This window comes from Enterococcus sp. RTP21361st1_A6_RTP21361_211029 (assembly GCF_040910045.1).
GTDB classification, from domain to species: domain Bacteria; phylum Bacillota; class Bacilli; order Lactobacillales; family Enterococcaceae; genus Enterococcus_D; species Enterococcus_D gallinarum.
This window is the reverse complement of the sequence record NZ_JBDGBK010000004.1, coordinates 1-26,681: the sequence shown is the minus strand read 5'-3', so window position 1 is coordinate 26,681 and position 26,681 is coordinate 1. Positions and strand designations below refer to the sequence as shown.

General features: G+C 41.7%; 30 protein-coding genes. 11 read left to right on the top strand and 19 right to left on the bottom strand.

The annotated features are described in order from the left end of the window. Positions 1–11: 11 nt before the first annotated feature. Together coaC and AB5Z52_RS01280 are read left to right on the top strand one after the other, a co-directional pair. The gene (gene coaC, locus AB5Z52_RS01285) at positions 12–569 is read left to right on the top strand and encodes a phosphopantothenoylcysteine decarboxylase (protein ID WP_003127471.1); all 558 of its coding nucleotides are present in this window, start codon (positions 12–14) and stop codon (positions 567–569) included. 1 nt (position 570) lies between these two features. After that, positions 571–1,206 carry an ECF transporter S component gene (locus tag AB5Z52_RS01280; protein WP_003127470.1) on the top strand — a complete coding sequence of 212 codons (636 nt, stop codon included), beginning with the start codon at positions 571–573 and terminating at the stop codon, positions 1,204–1,206. A 92-nt stretch (positions 1,207–1,298) separates the two neighbouring features. Here AB5Z52_RS01280 and AB5Z52_RS01275 read toward each other — a convergent pair whose 3' ends face one another. From AB5Z52_RS01275 to AB5Z52_RS01265, 3 genes are all read right to left on the bottom strand, one after another. Beyond that, a complete protein-coding gene (locus tag AB5Z52_RS01275) occupies positions 1,299–2,444 on the bottom strand; it encodes a hypothetical protein (RefSeq protein ID WP_034706938.1) in 1,146 nt (381 codons plus the stop codon). Between the two features lie 251 nt (positions 2,445–2,695). Continuing rightward, positions 2,696–3,601, bottom strand: a complete 906-nt coding sequence (gene murB, locus AB5Z52_RS01270) for a UDP-N-acetylmuramate dehydrogenase (protein WP_003127468.1) — start codon at positions 3,599–3,601, stop codon at positions 2,696–2,698. 60 nt (positions 3,602–3,661) lie between these two features. Continuing rightward, entirely contained in the window at positions 3,662–4,591 is a 930-nt protein-coding gene (locus tag AB5Z52_RS01265; protein ID WP_003127467.1) for a Gfo/Idh/MocA family protein, read from the bottom strand. 90 nt (positions 4,592–4,681) lie between these two features. Between AB5Z52_RS01265 and AB5Z52_RS01260 the strand changes: the two genes are divergently transcribed. Beyond that, entirely contained in the window at positions 4,682–5,434 is a 753-nt protein-coding gene (locus tag AB5Z52_RS01260) for an exodeoxyribonuclease III (protein WP_005471734.1), read from the top strand. A gap of 106 nt (positions 5,435–5,540) precedes the next feature. After that, positions 5,541–6,074, top strand: a complete 534-nt coding sequence (locus tag AB5Z52_RS01255) for a 3'-5' exonuclease (RefSeq protein ID WP_005471732.1) — start codon at positions 5,541–5,543, stop codon at positions 6,072–6,074. 46 nt (positions 6,075–6,120) lie between these two features. Here the strand turns inward: AB5Z52_RS01255 and AB5Z52_RS01250 are convergent, their stop codons facing one another. The 5 genes from AB5Z52_RS01250 to AB5Z52_RS01230 all read right to left on the bottom strand — a co-directional run bounded on the left by AB5Z52_RS01250 (position 6,121) and on the right by AB5Z52_RS01230 (position 9,911). After that, entirely contained in the window at positions 6,121–6,642 is a 522-nt protein-coding gene (locus tag AB5Z52_RS01250; RefSeq protein ID WP_005471730.1) for a GNAT family N-acetyltransferase, read from the bottom strand. 5 nt (positions 6,643–6,647) lie between these two features. Beyond that, on the bottom strand, positions 6,648–7,175 hold the full coding sequence (locus AB5Z52_RS01245) for a GNAT family N-acetyltransferase (RefSeq protein WP_161667426.1): 528 nt from the start codon (positions 7,173–7,175) through the stop codon (positions 6,648–6,650). Continuing rightward, positions 7,168–7,641 carry a tRNA (adenosine(37)-N6)-threonylcarbamoyltransferase complex ATPase subunit type 1 TsaE gene (tsaE, locus tag AB5Z52_RS01240; protein WP_003127460.1) on the bottom strand — a complete coding sequence of 158 codons (474 nt, stop codon included), beginning with the start codon at positions 7,639–7,641 and terminating at the stop codon, positions 7,168–7,170. The genes AB5Z52_RS01245 and tsaE overlap by 8 nt, the downstream gene beginning before the upstream one ends. A 455-nt stretch (positions 7,642–8,096) precedes the next feature. Further along, positions 8,097–9,080 carry a phosphate acetyltransferase gene (gene pta / locus AB5Z52_RS01235; protein ID WP_003127459.1) on the bottom strand — a complete coding sequence of 328 codons (984 nt, stop codon included), beginning with the start codon at positions 9,078–9,080 and terminating at the stop codon, positions 8,097–8,099. 141 nt (positions 9,081–9,221) lie between these two features. Next, positions 9,222–9,911, bottom strand: a complete 690-nt coding sequence (locus AB5Z52_RS01230; RefSeq protein ID WP_003127458.1) for a uracil-DNA glycosylase — start codon at positions 9,909–9,911, stop codon at positions 9,222–9,224. 128 nt (positions 9,912–10,039) lie between these two features. Between AB5Z52_RS01230 and AB5Z52_RS01225 the strand changes: the two genes are divergently transcribed. Continuing rightward, positions 10,040–10,909, top strand: a complete 870-nt coding sequence (locus AB5Z52_RS01225; RefSeq protein ID WP_005471720.1) for a Cof-type HAD-IIB family hydrolase — start codon at positions 10,040–10,042, stop codon at positions 10,907–10,909. Positions 10,910–10,947: 38 nt separating this feature from the next. Further along, the gene (locus tag AB5Z52_RS01220; protein ID WP_287040849.1) at positions 10,948–11,469 is read left to right on the top strand and encodes an LURP-one-related/scramblase family protein; all 522 of its coding nucleotides are present in this window, start codon (positions 10,948–10,950) and stop codon (positions 11,467–11,469) included. Positions 11,470–11,474: 5 nt separating this feature from the next. Here AB5Z52_RS01220 and AB5Z52_RS01215 read toward each other — a convergent pair whose 3' ends face one another. After that, positions 11,475–12,041 carry an N-acetyltransferase gene (locus AB5Z52_RS01215; RefSeq protein ID WP_005471718.1) on the bottom strand — a complete coding sequence of 189 codons (567 nt, stop codon included), beginning with the start codon at positions 12,039–12,041 and terminating at the stop codon, positions 11,475–11,477. 93 nt (positions 12,042–12,134) lie between these two features. Further along, entirely contained in the window at positions 12,135–12,512 is a 378-nt protein-coding gene (locus AB5Z52_RS01210; protein ID WP_003127453.1) for a VOC family protein, read from the bottom strand. A gap of 112 nt (positions 12,513–12,624) precedes the next feature. Here AB5Z52_RS01210 and nrdI point away from each other — a divergent pair, with 112 nt between their 5' ends. Both nrdI and AB5Z52_RS01200 read left to right on the top strand, forming a co-directional pair. After that, positions 12,625–13,062, top strand: coding sequence for a class Ib ribonucleoside-diphosphate reductase assembly flavoprotein NrdI (nrdI, locus tag AB5Z52_RS01205; protein WP_005471716.1), 438 nt, complete (start codon positions 12,625–12,627; stop codon positions 13,060–13,062). 54 nt (positions 13,063–13,116) lie between these two features. Continuing rightward, positions 13,117–14,763, top strand: a complete 1,647-nt coding sequence (locus AB5Z52_RS01200; RefSeq protein WP_124018645.1) for a DNA mismatch repair protein MutS — start codon at positions 13,117–13,119, stop codon at positions 14,761–14,763. 192 nt (positions 14,764–14,955) lie between these two features. Here the strand turns inward: AB5Z52_RS01200 and AB5Z52_RS01195 are convergent, their stop codons facing one another. From AB5Z52_RS01195 to AB5Z52_RS01175, 5 genes are all read right to left on the bottom strand, one after another. Then, positions 14,956–16,776: an LTA synthase family protein gene (locus tag AB5Z52_RS01195; RefSeq protein WP_287040850.1), complete on the bottom strand. Its 1,821-nt coding sequence runs from the start codon at positions 16,774–16,776 to the stop codon at positions 14,956–14,958. A 284-nt stretch (positions 16,777–17,060) separates the two neighbouring features. Further along, entirely contained in the window at positions 17,061–17,885 is an 825-nt protein-coding gene (nadE, locus tag AB5Z52_RS01190) for an ammonia-dependent NAD(+) synthetase (protein ID WP_003127449.1), read from the bottom strand. A gap of 51 nt (positions 17,886–17,936) precedes the next feature. Beyond that, a complete protein-coding gene (locus AB5Z52_RS01185) occupies positions 17,937–19,403 on the bottom strand; it encodes a nicotinate phosphoribosyltransferase (protein WP_003127448.1) in 1,467 nt (488 codons plus the stop codon). 200 nt (positions 19,404–19,603) lie between these two features. Then, entirely contained in the window at positions 19,604–19,954 is a 351-nt protein-coding gene (locus AB5Z52_RS01180) for a DUF1827 family protein (RefSeq protein WP_005471710.1), read from the bottom strand. Then, on the bottom strand, positions 19,941–20,819 hold the full coding sequence (locus AB5Z52_RS01175; protein WP_368243443.1) for an HAD-IIB family hydrolase: 879 nt from the start codon (positions 20,817–20,819) through the stop codon (positions 19,941–19,943). Before AB5Z52_RS01175 ends, AB5Z52_RS01180 begins: the two co-directional genes overlap by 14 nt. 112 nt (positions 20,820–20,931) lie before the next feature. On the opposite strand from AB5Z52_RS01175, the gene AB5Z52_RS01170 reads away from it, so the two are divergent. Next, a complete protein-coding gene (locus AB5Z52_RS01170; RefSeq protein ID WP_003127445.1) occupies positions 20,932–21,693 on the top strand; it encodes a MerR family transcriptional regulator in 762 nt (253 codons plus the stop codon). A gap of 27 nt (positions 21,694–21,720) precedes the next feature. Here the strand turns inward: AB5Z52_RS01170 and AB5Z52_RS01165 are convergent, their stop codons facing one another. Together AB5Z52_RS01165 and AB5Z52_RS01160 are read right to left on the bottom strand one after the other, a co-directional pair. Continuing rightward, a complete protein-coding gene (locus AB5Z52_RS01165) occupies positions 21,721–22,656 on the bottom strand; it encodes a LacI family DNA-binding transcriptional regulator (RefSeq protein WP_287040853.1) in 936 nt (311 codons plus the stop codon). Positions 22,657–22,666: 10 nt separating this feature from the next. Further along, positions 22,667–22,939: a hypothetical protein gene (locus AB5Z52_RS01160; RefSeq protein WP_003127443.1), complete on the bottom strand. Its 273-nt coding sequence runs from the start codon at positions 22,937–22,939 to the stop codon at positions 22,667–22,669. A 187-nt stretch (positions 22,940–23,126) separates the two neighbouring features. On the opposite strand from AB5Z52_RS01160, the gene AB5Z52_RS01155 reads away from it, so the two are divergent. Continuing rightward, entirely contained in the window at positions 23,127–23,378 is a 252-nt protein-coding gene (locus AB5Z52_RS01155; protein WP_287040855.1) for a helix-turn-helix domain-containing protein, read from the top strand. 394 nt (positions 23,379–23,772) lie between these two features. On the opposite strand, the gene groL is transcribed toward AB5Z52_RS01155, so the two are convergent. Both groL and groES read right to left on the bottom strand, forming a co-directional pair. Further along, entirely contained in the window at positions 23,773–25,401 is a 1,629-nt protein-coding gene (gene groL / locus AB5Z52_RS01150; protein ID WP_003127441.1) for a chaperonin GroEL, read from the bottom strand. A gap of 29 nt (positions 25,402–25,430) precedes the next feature. After that, positions 25,431–25,715: a co-chaperone GroES gene (groES, locus tag AB5Z52_RS01145; RefSeq protein ID WP_003127440.1), complete on the bottom strand. Its 285-nt coding sequence runs from the start codon at positions 25,713–25,715 to the stop codon at positions 25,431–25,433. 232 nt (positions 25,716–25,947) lie between these two features. Between groES and AB5Z52_RS01140 the strand changes: the two genes are divergently transcribed. Then, complete coding sequence (locus AB5Z52_RS01140; protein WP_287040863.1) at positions 25,948–26,592, top strand: CPBP family intramembrane glutamic endopeptidase; 645 nt, start codon at positions 25,948–25,950, stop codon at positions 26,590–26,592. Positions 26,593–26,681 lie beyond the last annotated feature (89 nt).

Here is a 26,681-nt window from a genome sequence, read left to right as displayed (position 1 = left end):
GAGGAATTAAAATGAAACAAAAACATGTATTATTAGGTATTAGCGGAAGTATCTCCGCTTATAAAGCAGCGGATATCGCGAATGAGTTGACAAAACGAGGGTATGCAGTCGACGTGATGATGACTGCTAATAGTACGCAATTCATCACACCATTGACTCTCCAGTCATTATCTAAGCGACCAATCCATGTGGATGTGATGCAAGAACGCCAACCTGACCGGATCAACCATATCGAATTAGCGAAGCAAGCGGACCTTTTCTTGATCGCGCCAGCCAGTGCCAACTTAATTGGTAAATTGGCTCATGGTTTAGCAGATGATCTGATCTCAACGGTCGCTTTGGCATTGACTGCGGAGGTACCAAAACTGATTGCACCAGCGATGAATACCAATATGTATCAAAATCCAATCGTGCAACGAAATCTAGCCATTTTGAAAGAGGTCGGTTATCAAGAGATCGCTCCTCGCGAAGCCTTGTTGGCTTGCGGGGATTTCGGCCGCGGCGCGCTGGCGACCGTGGAAGCGATCGTTGAACAAGCTGTTGCAGCATTGGAAGTACGAGGAGTCTAACATGAAAAAAATAGCCACTTTTGATTTAGTTTTAACTGCATTTTTCCTGGGGATCTTGATTCTTTTAGCATCCGTTCCTTTTCTAGGGTTCATTCCTTTAGGTCCGATCAATGCTACTACGATGCACATTCCCGTGATCATTGCTTCCATCATTTTAGGACCACGGATCGGCGGCTTTCTGGGAGGGGCTTTTGGCATCATTAGTATGGTCCGTTCAACGTGGATCATCTCGCCGCTTTCTTTTGTGTTCTCGCCATTTGTCCCAGTCTATGGCATGGATCATGGAAGTTGGAAAGCGATCTTGGTTGCTCTGATTCCTCGCATTCTGATCGGAATCGTCCCTTATTTTGTCTTTAAAGCCTGCCAGAAAATGTGGCAAAACAAGCGGCAAAGCACTTCGTTGCTGATTGCTGGAATCGCTGGAGGATTGACGAATACGATTCTCGTGATGAACCTCATCTACTTTTTATTCCAACAAGAATATGCCGCTGCGATCGGTAATGCCGGAACTGCCGTCTATACCGCCATCCTTGGCGTTATTTTGACACAAGGTATCCCAGAGGCGATCGTTGCAGGAATTGCGACCATGGCTGTTGCTTCTGTATTACTGAGATTGACGAAAAAGCCACGTTTTTGATTCATTTGAAAGAACTTCAAATAAAAAGAGCCATTGAAGCAGCTTGATAAGCTTGCTTCAATGGCTCTTTTTTTAGTGTTCCTTTATGCTGCTCATAAATTTTGGCTTACTTGCAATGCCTCAGCCAAACGCTGGTACTGTTCTTCGGTCAGTAAGTCTTCATAAATCAACAAAAAATCAGCGATTTCTTCATCCGTCATGCCCTGTAGATCAGTGGCAACCATCTCTAATAATTGGTCAAACTCCTCGTCTGTTAGCGTATAATTTGTCCAATCTTCATCAGAGAGGGGATCATCGCCGTAATAACTGTCATCCCAAAAAGAGTCTTCTTGGTAGGAATCAAAAAACTCTTGCTGATCAACGACATTTTCTGAAGCAGGTAACTGGACTTTTTCATCACTTTGTTTGCCGCTGATAGTAAACGTGATCCCAATAGCCAAAGGCAGCTCGCCAGATTGGGTCATGTTCATCACAACTTTTTGGTTTTGTTTCTTTGCATTGACAGATACAGTCAAATCAATACGCTCACTGTCTTTCAGCAGATCTTCCCACTGCGTAATCTCACTAGTGTCTGCCTTTTGTTTTTTGGCATAGTCAACAAAGTCCAACAGCTCTTGTTTTGTGAATGTATGCGTGATGGTGTCACCATCTCTTTTAAAAGATTCACGATCCAACGTTTTGACATACTCTGCCAATGTCTCAGAAGAAAATAAGCTATTGTTCAATAGCTGGTCCGTGTCAAGATCTGACATCTCATCTGGTGACAGACGAATATATTTATCTTTCCCCGTCGTATCTGGCGTTTCGCTACTATCAAATGTATCCGATGTACCGAATGTATCAAATGCAAACAGATTGCTCATTGCCTCAACGATTTCTGCTGAAAGGTAGGTGTCATGGCTCTTGCCATCGATCAAAAGATTCAGTGGAACATCGATTTCTCCAGAAGACAGTGAGGCATCCAAACGAATATTTTTGCTTTTTGGATCTTCAACAAAATTTCCTGTGATCTTGGTTCCCGCCAACTGGGAGAAAATCATCCCTGCGATCATGCTTTCTTGTGAATTTTGGCTGTCCTCGCCAGCAAATTCAAATGTATCGATCGTCACGCTAAAGTCACCAGCATTCATATCTTTTTGTACTGTTAACCCATCAGCAAACTGATCCTGCGGTAATTTCGTACAACCGGTTAAAAAGAATAGCCCAACCAACAAGCCAATACCCAACCACTTTTTCATACTATCCCTCCATTTTCCCCTTTTCTTTATTGTAGCCAAGACGGAATGGGTAGACAAATAGTACAGCCTTCCCATTGCCTTTTTTAATAAAAAATGTGACAACTGTCCAAATAAACAACCGTTCTGAAAGATTCAAGTAATGCTATAGGTTCTCGATACATCGCAACGATGCCTTACGAAGCCTTGCAATACATTCATTCTTCAGATATCGATTTGTCATCAGACGTTGTCACAATTACGAACATGTTGAATTATTTTGCTTCTTCTCCGATAATACGCACTTCTGTCTCTAACTGGACATCAAATCGCTCCTTGATCACTTGTTGGATATGAGCGATCAGTTCCACATAGTCCGTCGCTGTAGCATGATCGACATTGACGATGAAGCCAGCATGCTTTTCAGAAATTTGCGCGCCGCCCCATTTCAATCCTTGTAAACCGGCGTCTTGAATCAACTTGCCAGTGAAATGACCAACAGGCCGCTTGAAGACACTGCCGCAAGAAGGATATTCTAATGGTTGTTTCAGCTGACGGAGTTCCGTCAACTCATCCATTCGTTTCTTGATTTGATCTTGATCCCCTTGCGCCAAATCAAAACGAGCCGACAGAATGATCGCATGTTGGTCTTGAAGCGTACTGTGGCGATAAGAAAACGCCATCTCTTCTTTCATCATAGTCACGACGCGTCCATCTGCGAGCAAGACATCACAGGACGCAAAAATATCTTGAATCTCACCATCATAAGCACCGGCATTCATAAATACCGCTCCCCCGACGCTTCCTGGAATCCCGCAAGCAAACTCAAATCCTGTCAACGATTCATGGAGTGCCACATACGTTGTATCGATCAGCTTCGCGCCTGCTTCGACGATCAAAGTGGTATCTTCTACCGTTATCTGATTCATTTCTGATAGCATGATCACAACACCGCGAATCCCACCATCACGAACGATCAAGTTGCTAGCATTGCCTAAGACCAACCAAGGAGTATCAGTTTCTCGACAATAGGCGACAATTTGTTCTACTTCTTTTGCTGATTTGGGAAAAGCCAGGATATCTGCAGGCCCTCCTGTTTTCGTATACGTATAATTCAATAAAGCTTCATCTTTTAGTAACGCAATTTCTGGAAATTGCTTGATCATTAATTCTTTATTCACAAGAAAGAGTCCTTTCACATTAAACATCTTCCTTATTTTAGCATGTTCATTGAAAAGTTGCTACTTCTCTAAAGAATCACTTTTTGCCCGATGATTGGCAGCGATCATTTCTTGGCAAAGCTGGTGACTGTCTATCACTTGCGCTTGGCGCAGATCGATAGCTGTTGGATCGGCGACTGCTGCAATAAATGCCGAAACTAATGGATAGAACCCTCGTTTGTTCAACGTTGTTTCCCAATCGCCAAACTCATGTTCCACCGTTTTCCCCTCCACATACTCCGTAAGAGCAGTCAAATTCCTCACATCATAGGTTCCGCTTTTGGCGGTGATCCGGTAATCTTCCGTATTGGCACCACTCTTGAGATCCATCGTCAAAATCGCCGTTGTATGTGCTGTTTCCAAGATCAGTGTGGCCGTCTCCAATCCATCCGCTGATTCTTTGATCTGACTAGTATGCGCGATGATCGGTTCATCCAATAAATAGACACCAGTATCCACCAAATGTAAGAAGAGATCATAGATCACATACTTGGTATCATGACTAGCAGCTTGCCGGTGTTTTGACAGATAAATCATCCGCTTATCCGGAATTTGTTTTAATTGATCGACCATCGGGGCAAAGCGGCGATTGAAGCCGACCATCAACAACTTTTGTTTTGCTTTAGCTAGAGCAAACAATTCTTCTACTTCAGCAAAATTCTCGCTGACCGGTTTATCGACAAAGACATGGATTCCTTCTGTCAGACATTTTTTGATCAACTCATAGTGGCTGCCAGTAGCTGTATGAATGAAACAAGCCTCGATTCCCTGATCGATCAGCTCGTCTAAATTGGTGTACATATGCGCCAACCGATAACGTTGCTGCAATTCTTTCTGAACGGATTCACGCCGGGTGGCAAAATAAAAATCCGCTTGATCCTGCAATGCAATATAACTTGGCAAGTATGCTTTTTGTGCAATATTTCCTAACCCGATAACACCGATCTTCATGACTGATTCCTCCTAAACGTTACGTCTTGCTTTAATCTTACACTTTTTTTCGGTAGAATGGAAAATATAGTTGAACCGAGGAGGACAAATATGAAATTTATTTCTTGGAACGTGAATGGCTTACGAGCAATCGTCAAAAAGAACTTTTTAGAAGCCTTTGAGACCTTCGATGCAGACTTCTTTTGTTTGCAAGAAACGAAGCTGCAAGCAGGGCAGATCGAGTTGGATCTGCCAGGATACACGCAATACTGGAATTATGCAGAAAAGAAAGGATACTCTGGTACAGCGATCTTTGCTAAAGAACCGGCACTTGCTGCCCATTATGGGATTGGCATCGAGGAACATGATGCCGAAGGCCGGGTGATCACCCTGGAATACCCCGAATTCTTTTTAGTCACTTGCTATACACCAAACGCCCAAAATGAATTGCGTCGTCTCGATTATCGCATGACATGGGAAGATGCTTTTCGTGCCTATCTGACCGATCTGAAACAGCAAAAACCAGTTATCCTATGCGGTGACTTGAACGTCGCTCATCAAAACATTGATCTTAAAAACTGGAAAACCAACCAAAAAAACGCCGGCTTCACTCCTGAAGAACGGGAAAAATTTTCAACCTTACTTTCAGCAGGCTTTACGGATACTTTCCGCTACTTTTATCCCGATGCTGAAGGGATTTATTCTTGGTGGAGTTACCGGTTTAATGCGCGCAAAAATAATGCTGGATGGCGCATCGATTACTTCGTTGTTTCAGACGATTTAAATGACCGCCTGGTTGATGCAAAAATCCATACAGAAATCTTAGGCAGTGATCATTGCCCCGTCGAATTGCAGTTAAACTAATTGCTTACCATATTCTTTCGCTGTGTCCTATCGGCCATCCTGCCAAAAAAATCTTGTATCTTTTCATTTCAAAGATTTGTGCTAGAATAGCTTTGAGGTGAAGGCAATGAATTTTATCGCAATGGACTTTGAAACAGCCAATTATCAAAAGCACAGTGCTTGTTCATTGGCATTAGTCATGGTTCGGGACAGTAAAATTGTTGGAGAATACTACACGTTGATCCAGCCGGAGACAGATTTCTTTTGGAAAAATATCCAAATCCATGGCATTCATCCGGAAGACGTCGTCAATGCTCCTAAATTTCCTGACATTTGGAAACAAATCCAGCAATATTATAATCTCAACAGTCTGATCGTTGCCCACAATGCTGGTTTCGATACTGGCGTTTTAGCTGGATGTCTTGATTACTATGGGATAGAACAGCCAAATTATCTTTCACTCTGTACAGTACGTACAAGCCGCAAACTCTATCCTGAATTCGAGAATCACAAGCTGAATACTGTCTGCCAACAGCTGCAGATTCCTTTGCTGAATCACCACGACGCCCTTGAAGATAGTCGTGCCTGTGCTCAGATCTTATTACGTCAAGAAAACGATTTCGGGATCGACCCATTAAAAAAACTGGTACTCGTAAAATGAGTATCAGTTTTTTACTTTTCTTCTTACTTTCTTACTCTTTTGTCTTTCAGTTATTTGTTGAAAGCCAATAACGACGAGTACTATTCCCATTTACCGGATCGATCCATATATCTTCTAATTGACCACCATTTTTTTCAATGACCTTAGCAGATGCTTGATTGTGAGCATCGCATGTCACCAGTACTTTTTCTATTCCGAAGCTTTTGGCAATCGACAAGGATTGAGCAAGCATTGCTGTCCCATATCCTTTTTGGCGATACGTTTTTTTCACAGAATAACCGATATGACCGCCTTGCTGCAGCAAATAGTCGTTGAGCTCTAGCCGCAGATTCAAGATTCCGATGACTGTATCTGCTTGTTTTGCAAGATAAACCCGACTAATGACATGACTAGCAGGAACAGTTGCCGGTGATTTGTAGGCTTCTTGCAGTTCAAGCCATTTTTCGATTGTCTCCGCTGTTTCTAGCCCAGAACCTCCGTGGATAGTTTCATTGTCTTCTAAAAATGATGCGCGATAAGCTGTTAACTGTTCTTTGTCTGCTAGGGCCGGTTCAACAAGCAGGATCATCCTTCTCACTCCTCATCAACTAGTTTTGCCATCATTAGAACATCAATTCGTTGCCCATCTTTTGTTTGGGCGGCTTGTTTCATACAACCTTCAATTTCAAATCCGTACTTTTGATATAAATGGATAGCTCGTTCATTGCGCGCTTGGACCGTCAACTCCAAGCGTGTCAACAACCCTACTTCACTGACCCATTCAAGCAATTCTTCTAAAAGAAGTGACCCTAGTCCCATTCCCCAATAGTCTTTTAAAATCGATAGACCTATTTCTCCTACATGGGCCATGCGCCATTCCGAATAACCTTTGATAGAAGCCATACCAATAATTCGTTCTCCATCAAGAGCTAACAATAGGAGGTGATTGTCTTGTTCATACAAGCTTTCTAGTTGCTGTGCCAACATTGCTTCAGGCAGGGCGAGGCCTGTTTCATCCATGACCAAAAAGTCAGTTTCTTGACCAATCTTTTGACTGACTGCCAAGAGTTCTGCCGCATCTTCGCCCCGAGCCTCACGCAACGTCAAGTGAATTTCACTCATTATCTGCCTCCCATTGCGCCAAAATACGCTGTTGGAAAGCCTCAGCTTTCGGACCAAATGTAAGCAATTTCACAAAGCGTTTTTGCTCTTCTGTATTATCTTTTTCCAAAATCAGTTCCAAATAATCTTCCGGTAAAGACTCTTCCAGAAGATTTCCCCACTCGATCACAGAAAGACCATCACCTTCAAAATAATCATCTAATCCCAAGTCTGATGCGCCAAATTCTACCCGGTAAATATCCATATGATAGAGTGGCAACCGACCTTCAGTATATTCACGAATAATCGTATAGGTTGGGCTTTTGATCAGTTGACTGATCCCCAGACCTCGAGCGATCCCTTTGGTCAACGTCGTTTTACCGGCTCCCAGTTCCCCAGTTAACACCAAATTGTCTCCAGGCAGGGCCACTCTGCCAATCACTTCGGCAAATTTTTCTGTTGCATCTAAATCAGCGATCGTTATCATGTTTGATCCGTCCTTTATCTTTTCACTTGCTGTTAGTAGTTAGTATAGCTTGTTTTAGAATCAAAAGTAAAGAGCGTACCGTCGCAAGGAGTTTGAAAGAAAAGCCATTTTTATCCTGCTGTGGGCAGTATTTTTGGAAGCGACGCCCCTCATCTTGCTTTGCCTGCAATTGTTTCTAAGCTTGTTGCGCTAACTAGACTTCCATGCCACTCTAAGGGCAATCGTTGTGATTCATACTGAGGTTACTACGCTTTCTTTGGTCCCCGCTGCTCATCATCTGCTCTCTGCTTCGCAAGCCAATCGCAGTGATTCAGGCTGAAGGTTACTACGCTCCCTTTAGTCGCCTAGTACTGCTCATCATCTGCTCTGTCTTGCTATGCAAGCCAATCGTTGTGATTCGCAGCAAAAAGCCGTTCCTTGACAAAAGGAACGGCTTGGTTGTTTGATTAGTTATCTTATTTATCCATCAATGTTTGTGCTGCTGTGATGATGGATAGTTTGTAGACGTCTTCTTCGTTTGATCCGCGAGAAAGGTCTGAGATTGGTTTGTTCAATCCTTGCAGGATTGGTCCAATTGCTTCGAAGTTACCGAAGCGTTGTGCGATTTTGTAGCCAATGTTTCCAGATTGTAAATCTGGGAAGACAAAGACCGTTGCTTTACCAGCTACTTCTGATTCTGGTGCTTTTAATTGAGCGACAGCTGAAATGTAAGCAGCATCGAATTGCAATTCACCATCGATTTCGTACTCAGGCGCCAATTCTTGGGCAATTTTTGTTGCTTCAACCACTTTATCGACTTCTGGTGCTTTAGCTGAACCTTTTGTCGAGAAGCTAAGCATGGCAACTTTTGGATCGATATCAAATAATTCCGCTGTTTTTGCTGAATCAACAGCGATCTCTGCTAATTCTTGGGCAGAAGGGTTCACATTGATGGCACAGTCAGAAAATAGGTATTTTTCTTGATCACGACCACGAACCATCAAAAAGGCACCACTTGTGCGGCTCACGCCTGGTTTTGTTTTAATGATCTGCAATGCAGGTCTAACCGTATCGCCCGTTGAATGGATCGCACCTGAAACCATTCCTTCAGTGATCCCCATGTAAGTTAACATCGTACCAAAATAATTAACATCTTTTAAGATTTCTTCGGCTTGCTCTTTTGTTGCTTTGCCGTTTCGGCGCTCAACAAAAGCTTCGACCATTTCATCCCACCGGTCATAGTTTTCAGGATCTAGGATCTCAAAATTAGCGATGTTGATTCCTCGAGCTTCCGCTGCTTTCTCAATCTCAGCAGGGTTACCAATCAAAACTGGTTCTACCAATTCTTCTGAACGTAGACGGCTTGCTGCACCAAGGATACGAGGATCTGTTGCTTCTGGGAAAACGATTTTGATATGACGACGCACGATTTTAAATTTTAAACTTTCGAATAGTTCCACGGGTAAAGACCTCCAGTTTTTTTATACTCTTACATTGTACAATAGTTGCAAAAAAAAGAACAGATAAAAATGCTGTACTAATCGAAAAAGATAGTTTTTGTTACACAATTCACAGTCCGTCTCTTCTGCACTACTACAGTTTCACACCTGTACTATTTTTTCTGGTAATTGCCAGTCAATTGGTGTTTCATCCAATGCGATCAATGCTTGATTGATTTTTGAAAATGGTTTCGATCCAAAGAAACCACGACTGGCAGATAACGGACTTGGATGGGGAGATTCTATGATGATATGCTTTTTCGTATCGATCAACGCTTTCTTTTGCTGGGCTGGTTTTCCCCATAATACAAAGATCACTGGTTTATCCCGTTGATTCAGCTTTTCGATGATAGTATCTGTCAATCGTTCCCATCCTTTGCCTCGATGCGAATAAGCCTGTCCTTCACGAACTGTCAACACCGTATTTAGTAGTAAAATTCCTTGTTGCGCCCAAGGAACCAAATAACCGTGAGAGACTGGCGCGATGCCTAGATCACTTTGCAATTCCTTATAGATATTGCGTAAAGAAGGCGGAATCCGTACTCCGGGTTGGACTGAAAAAGATAACCCATGGGCTTGATGCGGACCATGATATGGATCTTGTCCTAAGATCACTACTTTCACTTCATGATACGGAGTCAGCTTCAGTGCTTCATAAATATGGTCCATTGCCGGGTGGATCTTCTGTGTTGCATATTCTACTTTCAAAAATTCCCGTAACTGTTGGTAATAGGTTTGATCGAAGGAAGCTTGCAAAACTTCTTGCCAATCATTTTCTAAAATCTTTCTCATCGTCTCGCTCCTTTGCTTTTAGTTAAGGATAACAAAAGATCTGCCTAAGAAACAAGGAGACATTCTCAAAAATAATTGCTGATTTGTGGTACACTATTCTATAGAAACCATAAGAAAGGACGCTGACAATGATAAAATTAATCGCTTCTGATATGGATGGTACTTTACTAAACGCCAACATGCAGATTTCAGAAGAAAATATCCAAGCGATCAAATATGCCCAATCCCAAGGAGTCGAATTCATGGTGGCCACTGGGCGCAACCGGAAAGAAGCTCTGCCGCCTTTGCAAGAAGCCGGTATTGATTGTGCTATGATCACACTTAATGGTGCACAAGTGTTTGACAAATCAGGAACTTCTTTATTCACCGTTCCTATTTCTAAAGAAAAAACCCGTTCATTGATGGACTTATTAAGAGAAAAAGACATTTATTTTGAGATTTCCACGAGCAATGGCATTTATTCAGAAAGCCAGACGCGCCGAATCGAGAATTTTGCGATCCATACAGCAGAAGCAATGCCCCATCTGACCCACAAAATGGCCATTGCCATGACTGCTGCACGACTAGCTTTTCTTCCCATCAATTATGTCAAAGACTTCAATGAACTGTTTGCGATTGAAGATCTGGAAATCTTAAAAATCATTTGCTTCCATCAAGATGGCGCGCGTGTTTTAGGACCGATCACACAAGAAATCGATGGTTATGGCGACTTAGTGGTTACTTCTTCCGGACAAAACAATATTGAAATCAATCATCGCAATGCCCAAAAAGGGATCGCGGTGGCACACGTTGCTAAAGAGCGAGCGATTCAACTGTCGGATGTCATGACGATTGGTGACAACTTGAATGATGTCAGCATGATACAGCTTGCTGGTGTCAGCTTTGCTATGGGTAACGGGGAAATCGAAGTCAAAGAATATGCGAAGTATCTGACGGATACTAACATTGAATCAGGAGTCGGCAAAGCAATTATTCGGGCAATCGATGAGAATTTATAATTGACGCAGCTTTTCGGGATACAAGAGGAGGCGTAGATATGTCGGAATTTTTTATTCAAGACAGACAACTCAGCAGTATCACGCGAACGATCGTTAAAGACGAAAAGGGCAAATCGTTATTCTTGATGGTCGGGCGCTGGGGAACTAAAGGCGATGCACTTTCCCTCTATCGTTTGGACGGCACACTGGTCGCCAGTATTAAGCAAATCAGTTTTACCTTTGGCACACGATTTGAGATCTACAAGGACTTTGAAAAAGTAGGTACGTTACAAAAAATTTTCAACTGGCCTGGGGATTTTTATTATATCCAACAGCTCCATTGGGCTGTCCATGGGGATATCTACAATCATCGGTATGCGATCCATCATTTCAACAAGAAGATCATGGAAATGGATAAAGCAACACTATTGACTGGCGATTATTATGTGATCGATGTGGTCAACGATGAGGATGCGGCAGTTTGCATTTGTATTGCTGCGATTATGGATTATTGGCTCTACAATCGCAAACGCAAGACCCAGCAACATTTGGAGTTACGATTAACGAACGAAACCAGCTGAGATACTCAACTGGTTTCTTTTTGCATATGATCATATAGATGACCACTGATCTTTCGTTCAGCAACCACTTGAAAACCGTGACGTTCATAGAGACGTTTGGCGTGTGGATTGGCTTTATCGACACTTAAACCAATTGTGGTATAGCCATCTCGTTGGGCAATTTTTGGCAGTGCAGCCAATAAAGCTGAGCCAACCCCTTTTCCACGGAATTTTTCATCGACACAAATGGTATCTAAGTACCATTCGTTCTGCAACGTTTCTTGATCAACGAACAGTTTCATTTCTTTATCCAAACCGTAGGACTCCAGAATCTTCGTTAACGGTTCATCAATGGTAGGTTCATCTTTATCTGGGTAACCAAAAGCAACCCCAGCCACTTGTCCATCGATTTCATTGACCAATCCTCTGGTATAACCATAACGATAATCAGGCTCTAACATCGCTTCAGCCAAGATCTCGAGCGTTTTTTCTTCTCCTATTTCTGCCACAAACGGTAATTCCATATCTTTTAAAATGACTAAAACAAGTTTCGCCATAGCAAAACGATCTTCTTTTTGTGCAAATCGAATCACGATTTCTCCTCCTTGTGTTTTCTTCAGAATAACAGCATTTTTTTGTCATCCCAAGTAAAAAAGTGTCGTTGCGCTTCGAATGAATCCTCGATACTATTCGTGTAGTTCCAGTGGCAACCCATCTGGGTCTTGGAAGAATGTCATTTTTTTATTCGTAAAGCTGTCAAAGCGAATCGGCTCACACGTAATTCCTTTTGTTTTAAGTTCTGCTACCACTTTCTCAATGTTTGTTACTCGAAAAGCCAAGTGTCGTAAGCCGGTTGCTTCCGGATAACTTGCTCGTTTAGGTGGTTGATCCACGATAAACAACTCAATCTCAGATGAGCCAAAAGCCAAATCAATTTTGGTATCGTTTTTTTCGGGACGATGGTGCTCACGGATCACCTTAAATCCTAATTTGTCGACATAAAATGATTTTGCTCGTTGGTAATCACTGGCAATAATGGCCACATGATGCATCTCAGAAAACATATGCTCACTCCTTTTCTATCTACTTAGTTTACCTATTTTTCCTTCCTTTGGCTACAAAAGACCTGCTCTATTTTATTTTGATTCTGTTATACTGGATACGGAAGGTGATGACATGAAACTACTTTATATTTCAATCTCAGGAAATACCCGGGCATTTGTCAAACGACTAATGGACTATGCCGCCCAGCAACCAACAGCGCATCCTCTAGAATGGTCCGTCAAAGAAATTGATGACAATTCCATTTTCGAAGAAGAAAGCGAACCTTTTGTCGTGTTTGTGCCGACCTATCTTGAAGGCGGCAACGGCGTAGATAATGGGGATCAGGAAATTTTGACAGAAACCATGCGGGAGTATATTGATTATGCGGATAATGCCCGCTATTGTCGCGGTGTGATCGGCAGCGGCAACAAAAATTTCAATTATCAATACTGCCTGACTGCCAAACAATATGCTGAACAGTTCCAGATTCCATTTCTAGCTGATTTTGAACTGCGAGGAACAACGCAGGACATCGCACGCATTTACGATGTCTTGCGTAAAATCAATTAACTTGGAAGGATCAGGAGCTAGATCCTGCTTTTGCTCCTAGAAACGGAGAAAAACATGGACGCAAAATATATGGTTATCTTGATTATCTTGTTCGTTAGTGCACTTATTATTGGCTTAGATACTTGGAACCGAATAAAATTAAGACGTCGCGTCAAACAAGAATGGGGAAAATTCCCCCGTCAGCCTCGCTTTGACAAAGAAGAAAGCCTCAAAAAGGCCTGGATGGTAGAGAAAGATTTTTATCCCCATGATAGTGAGATCGATGACATTACTTGGTATGACTTAGACTTATTCGAGGTTTTTGAAATGATCAACAGTACTTACTCCAGTGTAGGTTCTGAAGCTCTCTATCAGCAGTTGCGCAACTTTCAATTTAAGCCGGATCGACAGCTGACCGCGTTAATTGATTTTTTCGCAGCCAATCCAAAAATTCGCGAAGATACCCAATATACCTTTGCCCAACTTGGGAAACTGGATAATAACTTTTCCAAAAACTATCTGGCATCAGGGAAGAAAGAAAGTATTGGCAACTTGCCTGTCTTTATTTTATTGGGCTGTTTGCCGATTGTTGGGCTGATTTTGATAGCTTTTGGCTTTTTGCCAGGAATTGCAGTGATTTTGATAAGCGTCCTCTTTAATACGGTTTACTATTCGATCAAAAAAGCCACACTAGAAACAGAACTCAACAGTATGCGCTATCTAGTTCAGACAGTGGCCTGCGGCAACAAGATTGCCAAACTTGCCACACCATTACAAGAGCAAATCAAAAAAGAACTGCTGCCTCTGAAAAAAATCCCCCGATTCGGCGTTTCTTTTCGTTCAAAAAATGGCAGTGAAGGCGATATGCTTTTTGAATACATCAATATCATCTTTATGCTGCCTTTTATCTCGTACCATTACGTCGTTACCTTATTGGCTCGATACAATCAACAAGCGATCGCATTATGGGAATTGTTAGGCAAGTTGGAAATTGCTTGCGCGATCCTTAATTTCCGTACCTATATGCCGATCACTTGTATCCCTGAATTCAAAAAAGGAACGGTCAGCGCAAAAGGGACCTATCATCCCCTTCTGACTGAAGCTGTCATGAATGATGTCGACTGGCAAACCAATACACTGGTAACCGGGTCAAACGCTTCTGGCAAATCGACCTATGTCAAAAGCATCGCTATCAATTGTCTATTGGCGCAAACTATCCAAACAGCTGTTGCTGAATCCTTTACGATGGAACCTGGTCATGTGTTGACCTCAATGGCGGTCGAAGACGATTTGTTTGAGGGCGATAGCTATTTTGTTGCAGAAATCAAGTCGATCAAACGATTGTTGAAACAAGTTCAGCAAAAAGAACGCTGCTATTGCTTTGTCGATGAGATACTGAAGGGAACCAATACGATTGAGCGGATCGCTGCTTCTGCTAGTATCATTCATTGGTTGAGCCGTTATCCAAGTTTGGCTTTTATTGCGACTCATGATATTGAACTGACTGAAATATTGAAAAATGACTGCAGCAATATCCATTTTTCTGAACAAGTCACAGCCGATGACGGTATCTCTTTTGACTATAAGGTCAAACAAGGTCCTTCAACAAGCCGTAATGCAATTGCCCTACTGCGGGTGCTTGGTTATCCAAAATCAATCGTTGAACAGGCTGAAAATGAAGCAGCTTACTTCAATCAGCAACGGACTTGGCAAGATCTATAATGACCTACAAGAAATCTGTGATCCTTAGCAGAGACATGCTGCTTAAAACACATCGCTAGGATTGCTCAATAAATAAAGGCTATGACAAAAGAAAGACTTTTAGCGAAGAAACCAGCCTACTCTGAATAAGAGCAACGTGTTTCTTCCTTGATCCTTCTTTTGTCACAGCCTTTTTATGTTAGACAATTTTTCTTAGCCAAATAAATCTGTCTGTAAACTATATTGTTTTCCTTGTAAAATGTCATATTGAATCATCTGATAGTCTTCATAGAGCTGCCGTGATTTCGCATCTAAACTTAGCTCACTCCGCCACTGTTCGCCTTGGTAATATTGCCCGTGTTCAAAAGCCGGCAATTTTTCTTGCAGTGCTAGCAGCAACGCATAAAATCCATTGATTGGTTGCTGACTTTCATTCAACACGTTAGGTGCAAAGTAAAAGGGACTCGTTACCGGAACAGTGTCAGTTGAAAGGGTTCCATCAGAATCTACCATCAAGAATTCCGTTTCATGCAGCGCATCAGTATCATTTTGATCTTTAATCGCATCCGAGTAGATGCCTGGCAGGTGATCCCCCCAGAAAACGACTACTGTTCTTCGATTCAGCTGCTTCAATTGTTCAATAAAGTCTTTTAGTGCGGTACTACTGTAAGAAACATCTTGCAGATAATTTTCAAGAGCAGTCCTATTTCCATCGCCTGCGGCTTGATAATTTAATGTCTGATACTTTCCTTCATAAGGCATATGGGTCTGCATCGTCACCAAGTGAACGAATTGCGGCTTTTTCTCATCTGACAAAAGAGACAGAACTTCTTTATAAGCAGAAGCATCCGAGATATAAGGATTGTTCTCGATCTTGTCCGTGTAAGTCATCGTGTCTTGATCCAAAAAGGTTTGGAAACCCATCACATCATAGACATCTTTACGTTTGTACATCGATGTATCATAGGGGTGGATCGCAGTCGCATCATATCCTTGTTTTTGCAAGAATGAGACCACTGAAGGCAATTGTGTCAATTTAGGCACTAACATCGTGTAGGGCGTGGTCATTTGCGGATTCAACAGCCCCATTGAAAAACTGGTCAATGCTTCAAATTCAATGTTTGCAGTCCCACCGCCATAATTTTGCGACAACATTTTCCCACTGATCGTTTGATCGGCTACCGCATAATAATCCTTTAACGGATCTCCCGTGATCGTCAGTCCTTTTAGATGACTTGGATCAGAAAAACTTTCACTCATGACATAAACGATATTTGGCGCTTCTTGGTCACGCGTTTTGTTTGTTTCGGCAGCTTCCGCGGTATATTTTTTGGCAATTTCTTTTATCGCAGCTTCAGAATAACCCGCTGGTTGTTCCATTGCATCGACCCGCAGATTGAATAGAAACCCACCAATAAAACCGGTATTGTAGTAATTCATTTTTTGTGAATAAGGGATCCATAATGCGGTCCGGTTATACGCTTTTCTAAGCAAATTATTGCTGTCATTAAAATGCGAAACATAAACTAAACCAACTGTACAAACGAGCATTGTCAGCCCTCTGAGGATCTGTTTCTTTTTTGACAATTTACGGCTGCGATAAATACTCCAGATAATTGCCCCCACTGCGAGTATCACACATAGCATCGCCAAGACGAAGGGGCCTGTTCCGATCATCGTATGCAGCAAATCAAACTGAGTGATCATTTTCAAATCATCTGGATAGATTGGTTCTTGCCGATAAGCCATCTTGAGGTAATTTGCATAACCCAAGATCCCGATCACAATGCTATAAAACAGCGCCCCGACTCCTAGCGAGCCAGCCAGACTTGTCAATAACCCATAGAAAAGCAGCAGCACCAGACAAGCTAAGAAAAACTTTTCTGTGTGCCAAGAAAAAGCAAATTTTAATGCTAGCTCAACAGAAAGGTTGTTTTGACACCATTGTAGATAAAGGTTGCTAAAGAGAATCAAAATAAAACTACCGATTAGTTTTAGCCCCATCTGCAACTTGGGATGAATCTTTCTTTTCACGAAGGACATTCCTCCTTTTCTAACCATAACCTGTATTTTATGCTTTGCGATTTAGAATGTAAAGAGCCGTTTGCTTGTTTTGTTTTTTTATTCTTGCCATTCTTCCTTGAAGAGAGTTATGATTAAGATAAAAAAACAAAAAATCCCGAACAATCTATGAAATCCAGAAGACCTCGTTGAGCGATACAGCGAGGCCTCTCGGAAAAAATTCATTCATAAATCGTTCGGATATTTATTTTCTCCTAGATGCGATGGACCAAAAACTATCACAGAGTAAAAAAGATTTATTTCCAGAAGTCGTCAAAGATTGATATTGGCAGATGCCGTTTATGCTGTGTTTTGTGCCACCAATTTTCAATCGTTTGTTGCGCATTTGGTGAAACGGTCTTTCCTTCCAAGTAATCATCGATCTCATCATAAGTCACACCAAGTGCTACTTCGTCAGCGATCATTGGTTTGCCATCTTCCAAATCAGCAGTAGGAACCTTTTTGTACAGTGCTTCCGGCGCTCCTAATTCTTGCAACAATTGACGTCCTTGACGTTTATTCAAACGAAATAGCGGCAAGAGGTCAGCTCCGCCATCACCAAATTTTGTAAAGAAACCGGTGATGTTTTCGGCCGCGTGATCTGTTCCTAAAACAGCGCCAGCTTTTTCGCCTGCAACGGCATATTGAGTAATCATCCGCTGACGTGCCTTGATGTTGCCTTTATTAAAATCAGAAACAGGTAAGCCAGCTTCTTCGACGGCTGCCACTTGCGCATCGACGGCTGCTTTGATATTCACTCGTAATGTAATGTCCGGTTTGATAAATTCGATGGCTTTTTTGGCATCTTCTTCGTCAGCCTGTTCTCCATAAGGTAAGCGGATCGCAATGAACTGATAATTGGGATCATTCGTCTCACTGCGCATTTCTTCCATTGTCAACTGAGCCAATCGACCAGCCAGTGTTGAATCTTGTCCACCGCTGATCCCTAAAACAAGAGTTTTCAAAAAGGGATTTTTTTGAAGATATGCTTTTAAAAATTCAATGCTATTACGAATCTCTGCTTTCGCATCAATTGTTGGAACTACGCCTAACTCGCGAATGATTTCTTGTTGCAATGTCATAGAAACGCCTCCTATTTTTTTTGAAGATTGGTCCTAGCTTTCTAGGACCAATTAAATAATTTCTGTTTTGGTTTGCGTACGCACTTTTTCAATGGTCCGCATCTTGTGATTCCAGCACTCTTGAGAGAGATCGACTGGGTATTTTTGCGGATTCAAATCTCGTTTGTACTCATCCCATAATGAATCCAAACAATTTGTAGCATAGGCTTTGATGTGTTCAAGATCCGGCAATTGATAGACTTGCTGTCCTTCTACAAAAATGTCTTGCAGCAAAGGCCGAGCATCAAAATCTGTCACTGTTTTATTGATAAAGGTGTGAACCGGATGGAACATGAACAACTCTTTTTCTTCCTGGGGGTTTTCGTCCCAAAGAGTCACATAATCCCCTTCAGACTTGCCGTCTTTTTTACGTGTGATACGCCAGACTTGTTTCTTGCCTGGTGTAGAAACTTTTTCAGCATTACCGGATAATTTGATCGTATCGATCATTTCGCCTTGTTCGTTTTCGATCGAAACCAGTTTATAAACGGCTCCCAATGCCGGTTGATCATAGGCGGTGATCAACTTTGTACCGACACCCCAAACATCGATTTTGGCTTTTTGCATTTTTAGACTTAGAATCGTGCTTTCATCCAAATCATTTGATGCGTAGATCTTAGCTTCTGTAAAGCCAGCTTCATCTAGTTGTTCTCGGACTTTTTTGGAGATATAAGCCATGTCTCCACTATCGATCCGTACTCCTAAAAAGTTGATTTGGTCCCCTAGTTCTTTTGCGACACGAATCGCATTTGGTACACCTAAGCGCAATGTATCATACGTATCGACTAAAAAGACACAGTCTTTGTGCGTCTTGGCATACGCCATAAAGGCATCATAATCATTGCCATAGGATTGCACAAGAGAATGAGCATGCGTCCCGCTTGCAGGGATGCCAAAGATCTTGCCTGCTCGAACATTACTTGTGGCACCCGCACCTCCGATATAAGCCGCACGAGTTCCCCAAATCGCTGCGTCCAGTTCTTGCGCACGACGAGACCCAAATTCTAATAAGGGATCATCTCCGATCACAGACTTGATCCGAGCAGCTTTTGTTGCAATCAATGTTTGGAAATTAACCATGTTCAATAAGGCTGTTTCGATCAATTGAGCTTGTGCCAAAGGTCCTTCAACTTGAATGATCGGCTCATTGTTGAAGACGAGATCGCCTTCTAAAGCTGAACGAACCGTGCAGGCAAATTTGAATTCTTTCAGATAATCCAAGAAGGCCTCCGGATATCCGCCGATTTCTCTTAAATAATCGATATCTGAATCTGAAAAGGTCAAATTGTTCAAATAATCGACTAAGCGTTCTAACCCTGCAAAGATAGCATAGCCATTCTCAAAGGGCATGTCACGGAAATAGCACTCGAAGACTGCATTCAAATCCGCACGTCCTAATTCCCAATAGGTTTGCATCATGTTGATCTGATAGAGATCAGTATGCAAAGTGAAACTATCATCTTTAAATAATTTTTGCATCGTTTTGCTCCCTCATACTTACTTCTCCCTATTATAGCAAAAAAATAAAAAAAGAAAGTATTTCTTGTTTTTTTCCTCAAAAAAAGTCTGTGCCATAAGTTAGAAAAAGACCGAAAAACTTCATGATACGATGGGGTATTCCACCAGTTTCACTCGAATCATTGGGTCTTGCTTCAACTTATAACACAGGCTGCTAATGGTTAATCAACTGCTAATTGAACTAGGATGATATCTTTGCGAGGTTTCGCAAACTTGACTCCCGCTGCTTCCATCTTTTTACGGATATTGACATCTACAGTGACATCCTTGCGGTCAACTTTTAGTAAGCGATGAATCGCTGTATCCACTTCTCCGCGGCTGATCTTCTTTTTATTGTTGATCAAAACCAATGTGATCTTGTCAAAAGTATCCACATACATGATCTGGGTTCGATCAAGAGAATAAAGTTTGTAGTATTTAATCGCGACTTTATCAAAAATAAATTTTGAGATGACCGGATAAAATGTCTCCAAATTCAAATTTTGGTTGACTGGTGTTTCAATCAATTTCATATACAACATCCTCTCGTATTAGTTCATCCATGATAAATTGGCCGACTCCGCCGTCAGCTGCACTAGGAATCATACGATCGCAAACGTTACGGATCGATTCACTCGCATTGGCTACTGCAACAGAGACATCTACCACTTCAAACATGGCTAAGTCATTCTCACCATCCCCGATCCCAAAACTCTTTGCATGAGGGAAAGCCTGCATAAAATTCGTGATCGCGGCTCCTTTTGTTGCTAAGGGATCAACGACTTCCAATGTCTGAACAAATGACTGAAACGCACTGACTGGTTCAGTCTGCAGCAATAGACGCAACTGTTCGATCTTTTCATCCGATGCTTCCATCAGTTCGATCTTTAGGACATTGATCGTCGGCCGTTCCTGAATGTAGGCTAAAAGATCCGGTGCATGAATGCAGTCATGCACAAAATAGGCTTGCTTGTATTCAGCAATCATCGCCCCTCTCTCACCGAGATCTGTAACTAATTTATTGGTCAATGCGGTCAATTGTTCTTGATAATCCGCAGGATCTTTGCAGATCACTCCTTGATCGGTGTGCAGAAAATAAAAAACATTTTCTTTCTCTAAAATAGCTGTCACCGCTTCTAAGGTAGCTAGCGTCAAACAATTGGCTAAAACAGGCGCCTGACCTTCCAACTTCAAGCCGGCGCCATTGCCAAAGATGACATCACAGGAGATTCCTTCTTCTATCATCAGTGCTTCTACCAGATCATACCCTCGACCAGTCACAAAAACAAAATGATCGCCTTGTGCTTTCAGATAGTTGATCGCTGTTTTATTGATTTCAGGGACAGGCTGACCCATTTCCTGAAATGTCCCGTCTATATCGGAAAAAACTATTTGCATCGAATCTTCCTTTCTTTGCTATAATTATAACATAATTTGACGAAGCAAAAAATTTTTTGTTGACATTGACGTTACGTAAACCTTTATGATGAGAGCATAAGGAGGGAGAAATTTGGAATATAGTATAACAGCACTGGCTAAAATTTCTGGCGTCAGCAGCCGTACATTGCGCTACTATGATCAAATCGGATTATTAAAACCACAAAGGATCAATTCAGCCGGCTATCGTATTTATGGGGGACAGCAAGTGGATCGTCTGCAACAGATTTTGTACTTTAAATCCTTTGGCCTCCCTCTAGAAGAAATCCGTCATTTGCTAGATGATCCCGAACAAGATGTTCAAACACTGTTGGTTGCTCATTACAACCGATTGTCTCAGGAACGAGCAGCGCTTGATCGCTTATTGACAACATTAGCCCAAACAATCAATTATTATGAAGGAGAACAGACTATGTCAGATAAAGAAAAATTCACTTATTTTAAACAACAAAAACTCGCAGCCAATGAAGAAACCTATGGCGAAGAGATCCGTGCCGCTTATGGGGAAGAAGTCGTTGAACAAAGCAATCAAAAATGGCAGAACATGTCATTTGAAACCTACCAAGAATTGGAACAAACCGAAAACGAACTAATTCAAACATTGAAACAAGTGGTACAAGAGCCATTTGACGTGACTTCTTCTTTGGCAAAAACAGCCTTCCAGTTGCACAAAAAATGGCTGCAGCTTGCAGCGCCATTTTATTCTGCCGATTATCATCGCAGTTTAGGTGAAATGTACATTCATGATGCACGTTTTACTGACTATTACGATCAAAAAGCAGGCCAAGGCGCAGCCAGCTGTTTACAGGCAGTCATCGCTCATTACGCAGATTAATGACCCATAAAAAGGACTTGAGCCGCATTATGTGTGCTCAAGTCCTCTTCGTTTGATAAACGTATAAGGAATCCGGATGGACCCTTGTTCTTCTTGGATTGCTAACTTCAACGCCATTTCTCCACATTCATGCAAATGATAGTCGATGGTTGACAATTGAAGAACTTCACTAATAAATAAATTGTCTCTGCCAATAAGTAGTCGTTCGGAGGAAGAAGCCAATTTGATACCAGCAGCTACCTGATCCCCATTGGTAAAAATCGCTTGGACATTTTTATCAGCAAAGAAAGCGGCTGCCTCTCGCCCATCTTCTTCCGTCAAACAATCCCAAAAAATCAATTCTTCGGTAAAAGCTGGGAAATATTCCTGACACAAACAAACTGTGATCTTCGAATTGCTGCTCAGCTTACGACTTCTTCCAAGTGTAATTCCAATACGCTCGATACCATTTTCTTTCAAATAAGCAAACACTTCCCGAATGGATTGTTCACGATCGATATAGGTGCATCCATCTTGGACAGAGTCGATCTTTTCACAAAAAACGATGCGGCCATAAGCACGATAGGGCAATAGTTTTTCGAGGGGATTTGCTCTTGATGTGATAATCAGAGCATCAAACCCTTTTGCCGCAAATTCTTGCAGGTACTTTTCTTCCATTTCTGGTTCATAGCGGGTAGGCAACAAAGTCACCTTATACCCACGGGAAAAAGCACTTGCAGTAATCCCGCTTAGAAGGATATCAAAATACGGATGATTGACAAATGGGAGAATCACTCCGATGTTCTTCGTTTTTCCCGAGCTTAGCACACGTGCCGTATGATTCGGGATATAGTTGACTTGTTCCATTACCCGCAAAATCTCCTGACGCTTCTGCTCATCCACATAAGGATTATTATTGATGACTCGTGAAATCGTTGAGACCGAATAACCGGTCAGCTTAGCAATATCCCGAATGTTCGCCATGCGCTTCTCCTTAGACAAATAATTGTTCTTTCATATAGTCTATCACACTTGCCCCACATTCATAGAATTGGTAATAATCATTCTGATGAATGAAACTGATTCGTTGCGCACCAAAATATTCATCCTGTACCAGGTGCCCAATTTCTGCAAGCGGTATTTGTGCGACCTTTTCTCTAAAAAATCCCTTGGGCTTCGTGAGAATCAAGTTCATCCCATCAAATTCAAGTGCAACATAGCAGCGTTGTATTCCATTGTTTCCCTTTACTTCCATATAAGTGTGCATCTTCATACGCCCCTTTCATGAATAGAATAATCTATGAAACGCGTACCAGAGCAAGCACTTTGTTTTCTTTTTTTCTCCTTGTTTATTTCTGATGTTGTGAATCATTTCGCTTATTTCTAGAATGTTGTTACAATAGAAATGGAGAAAGAAGTCATCAATCATTTTTCCATTCGAGGAGGAACGCAAATTGACATTAGAAGAAGCTTTTTTATTGGATACATTGCGTTGCCGATTCAAATTTTTGCGAGAAGGGCAAGCATTGACGCAAAAAGAGGTATCGCAGCAAATCGATGTATCGTTGGGAGACTATTTGGATTACGAAGCTGGTGATCGTCTACCAGACGTTATGACGATTTTGCATCTTGCTGCCTTTTATGATGTGTCAGTAGATTACATTTTAGGACAGACAGAAAATATGCAGCGCTATCCGCTGTCTTGATAAAAAAGTGCTACATGAAACTGCTCCTTGCTAGTTAGAATAAAAATCAAGCTAGTAAGGCGCACGTTCATTTTGAGTAAAAGGACTACTTTTTAAGCAAAAATACCCACTCTTGTAGGAAGAGTGGGTGTCTCAAAAAGAGAATGAAAATGAAATAGATTTGATAGATTGATCATAAACTTCTTCACTGAATCATTCAACATGAAGTTAATTCCTATTTGGTGTAAAAATATGGAGTATCTCTTTTGAGCTATGTTAGCGGTGAATGCCAAAATGATAAGGAATTCAATATACCAATGAGCAAGCAATGGACCATTGGTATTTGCTCCTTTCTATCATAGAAATAGAAGCATAAAGAAAAGAACCCCTTCGCTAAGGGGTTCTTTTAGTATAACTACATCATGCCGCCCATGCCCATGGATGGATCCATTGCTGGAGCTGCTGGTGCAGCAGGTTCTGGTTTGTCAGCAACGACTGCTTCAGTTGTTAACAATAATGCGGCTACAGAAGCGGCATTTTGCAACGCAGAGCGTGTTACTTTCGTTGGGTCAACGATTCCTGCTTCAAGCATGTTTACCCATTCGCCAGTTGCTGCATTGAAACCAACGCCAAGATCTGCGTGTTTCAATTTGTCGATGATCACGGATCCTTCGTAGCCAGCATTTTCAGCGATTTGACGTACTGGTTCTTCTAACGCACGCAAGACGATTTTCACACCGGTTGCTGCATCGCCGTCTGCTTCGATGGCTGCTACTTTGTTGATGACATTGACAAGGGCAGTTCCCCCACCAGATACCATTCCTTCTTCAACTGCTGCACGCGTAGCGTTCAATGCGTCTTCGATGCGTAGTTTCAATTCTTTTAATTCTGTTTCAGTTGGCGCACCCACTTTGATGACTGCCACACCGCCTGCTAATTTCGCTAGGCGTTCTTGTAATTTTTCGCGGTCAAAATCAGATGTTGTATCAGCAATTTGATTTTTGATCAATTGCACACGAGCATCGATTGCTGATTTGTCGCCAGCACCTTCAACGATTGTTGTGTTGTCTTTGTCCACAACAACTTTACTTGCTTGTCCTAGGTTGTCGATCGTTGCATCTTTCAATTCTAAACCTAAGTCTTCAGTGATAACAGTACCGCCAGTCAAGATCGCAATGTCTTCCAACATGGCTTTACGACGGTCACCAAAGCCTGGTGCTTTGACTGCCACGACATTGAATGTACCGCGGATTTTGTTCAATACAAGTGTTGGTAATGCTTCACCGTCGACATCATCAGCGATGATCAACAATGGTTTTGATTGTTGTAAGATTTGTTCTAACAATGGCAAGATGTCTTGGATGTTAGAGATTTTTTTGTCTGTGATCAAGATGTATGGATTTTCTAAAGCAGCTTCCATTTTATCATTGTCAGTGACCATGTATTGTGAAAGGTAACCGCGATCAAACTGCATGCCTTCCACTACATCTAATTCTGTTTCGATCCCTTTGGATTCTTCGATGGTAATTACGCCGTCATTGCCGACTTTTTCCATCGCGTCTGCAATGTATTTTCCGACTTGTTCGCTACCAGAAGACACAGCACCAACTTGTGCAATGGCTTCTTTTGAGTCAACGATGGAAGAAATGTTGTGTAGTTCTTCAACAGCAACTTTAGTTGCCATTTCGATCCCACGGCGAATACCTAATGGATTCGCACCAGCTGTCACGTTCTTTAGTCCTTCGCGAACGATCGCTTGTGTTAACAATGTTGCTGTCGTTGTTCCGTCACCAGCAATGTCATTTGTTTTAGAAGCAACTTCAGAAACAAGTTTTGCCCCCATATTTTCGAAATGATCATCTAGTTCGATTTCTTTTGCAATCGTTACGCCATCATTTGTGATCAATGGTGAACCATAAGATTTTTCTAAAACGACGTTACGACCTTTAGGGCCTAAGGTTACTTTTACTGTATCTGCTAATTTATCTACCCCACGCAACATTGCTGCACGTGCATCTTCTGCAAATTTGATTTCTTTTGCCATGATTACATTCACCTCAACTAAATTATTTTTTATTCAACTACTGCAATAATGTCTTTTGCAGCAACGATCAAATATTCGTTACCTTCAAATTTCACTTCTGTGCCAGCGTATTTTTCGAACATGACTTGTTCGCCCACGTTGACAGCAACAGGAGCTTTTTCACCGTTTTCTAGCGTGCGTCCTTCACCGACTGCAATGACGGTTCCTGTTTGAGGTTTTTCTTTAGCTGCTGAAGCAAGCACGATACCTCCCACAGTTTTTTCTTCTTCTTTTGCGACTTCGATAATCACGCGATCACCTAATGGTCTTAACACGATAAATCCCTCCAATTGTATTTGATAGAATTTCCGTTAGCACTCTCATACATAGAGTGCTAACTCACAAAATTAATATTACTCATTTTCTGTTTTTTTTGCAAGCCTTTTGATTAAATTTATTTTAGCTTTTTCTTTTTATTGCTCCATACCGTAAAAACCTAAGGAAAAATTTTGTTTCTAATGAGTCACTAGTCTATAATAGAAAAAAAGGAGTGTGATGATTTCACTTATGTCTCTAAAAAAGTACGCATTATCGACGATTTTGATTTATGGGGTCGCATTTTTTATTCCTGTCGCTTTTATATCTAGTGGTGCTACGATCCCTGCCACAACCGGTTCGTATATCGCCGGCGCAATCTTGATGATTTTTCTTTATTTTAAACAAAATGAACCGCTGTCGTTTGAACGCAAGCAGCCAAAAGTATCGGCTATTATTGTTTATGGCCTAACAGGAATCATCGCCGCCATTCTTTTGCAAAACTTCGCTGTCTTTATTGAGTCGCTCTTTGGCGAAGTGGCTGCATCGCAGAATACTGAGAATATTATCACTATTATTCTGCAAAACCCGATTTTTGCCCTTGCCGCTATGATTGGCGGACCTATCATGGAAGAATTTGTATTTCGCCGTGCCCTTGTGGGAATCATTGCAAACTATTCGAATATTTGGATAGGTGTCATTGTCAGTGCTGTCGCCTTTGCCTTTGCACACAGTGACAATCACTTGTTGGTGTATATTCTATTGGGACTCTTTTTCTCTGGACTTTATGCGTTGACAGGACGTATCTGGACATCGATGATTACCCACGTGGGAATGAATACACTAGTCATTATCATTCAACTATTGGTTCACGCCGGTTATATCAAGGTTCCATGACACAAAAAAAACGGCTCTATAATTTATGGGACTGATGAATCAGAATTGATTCTTCAGCCCCATTTTTATTTTAGGTATTAAAAAACATA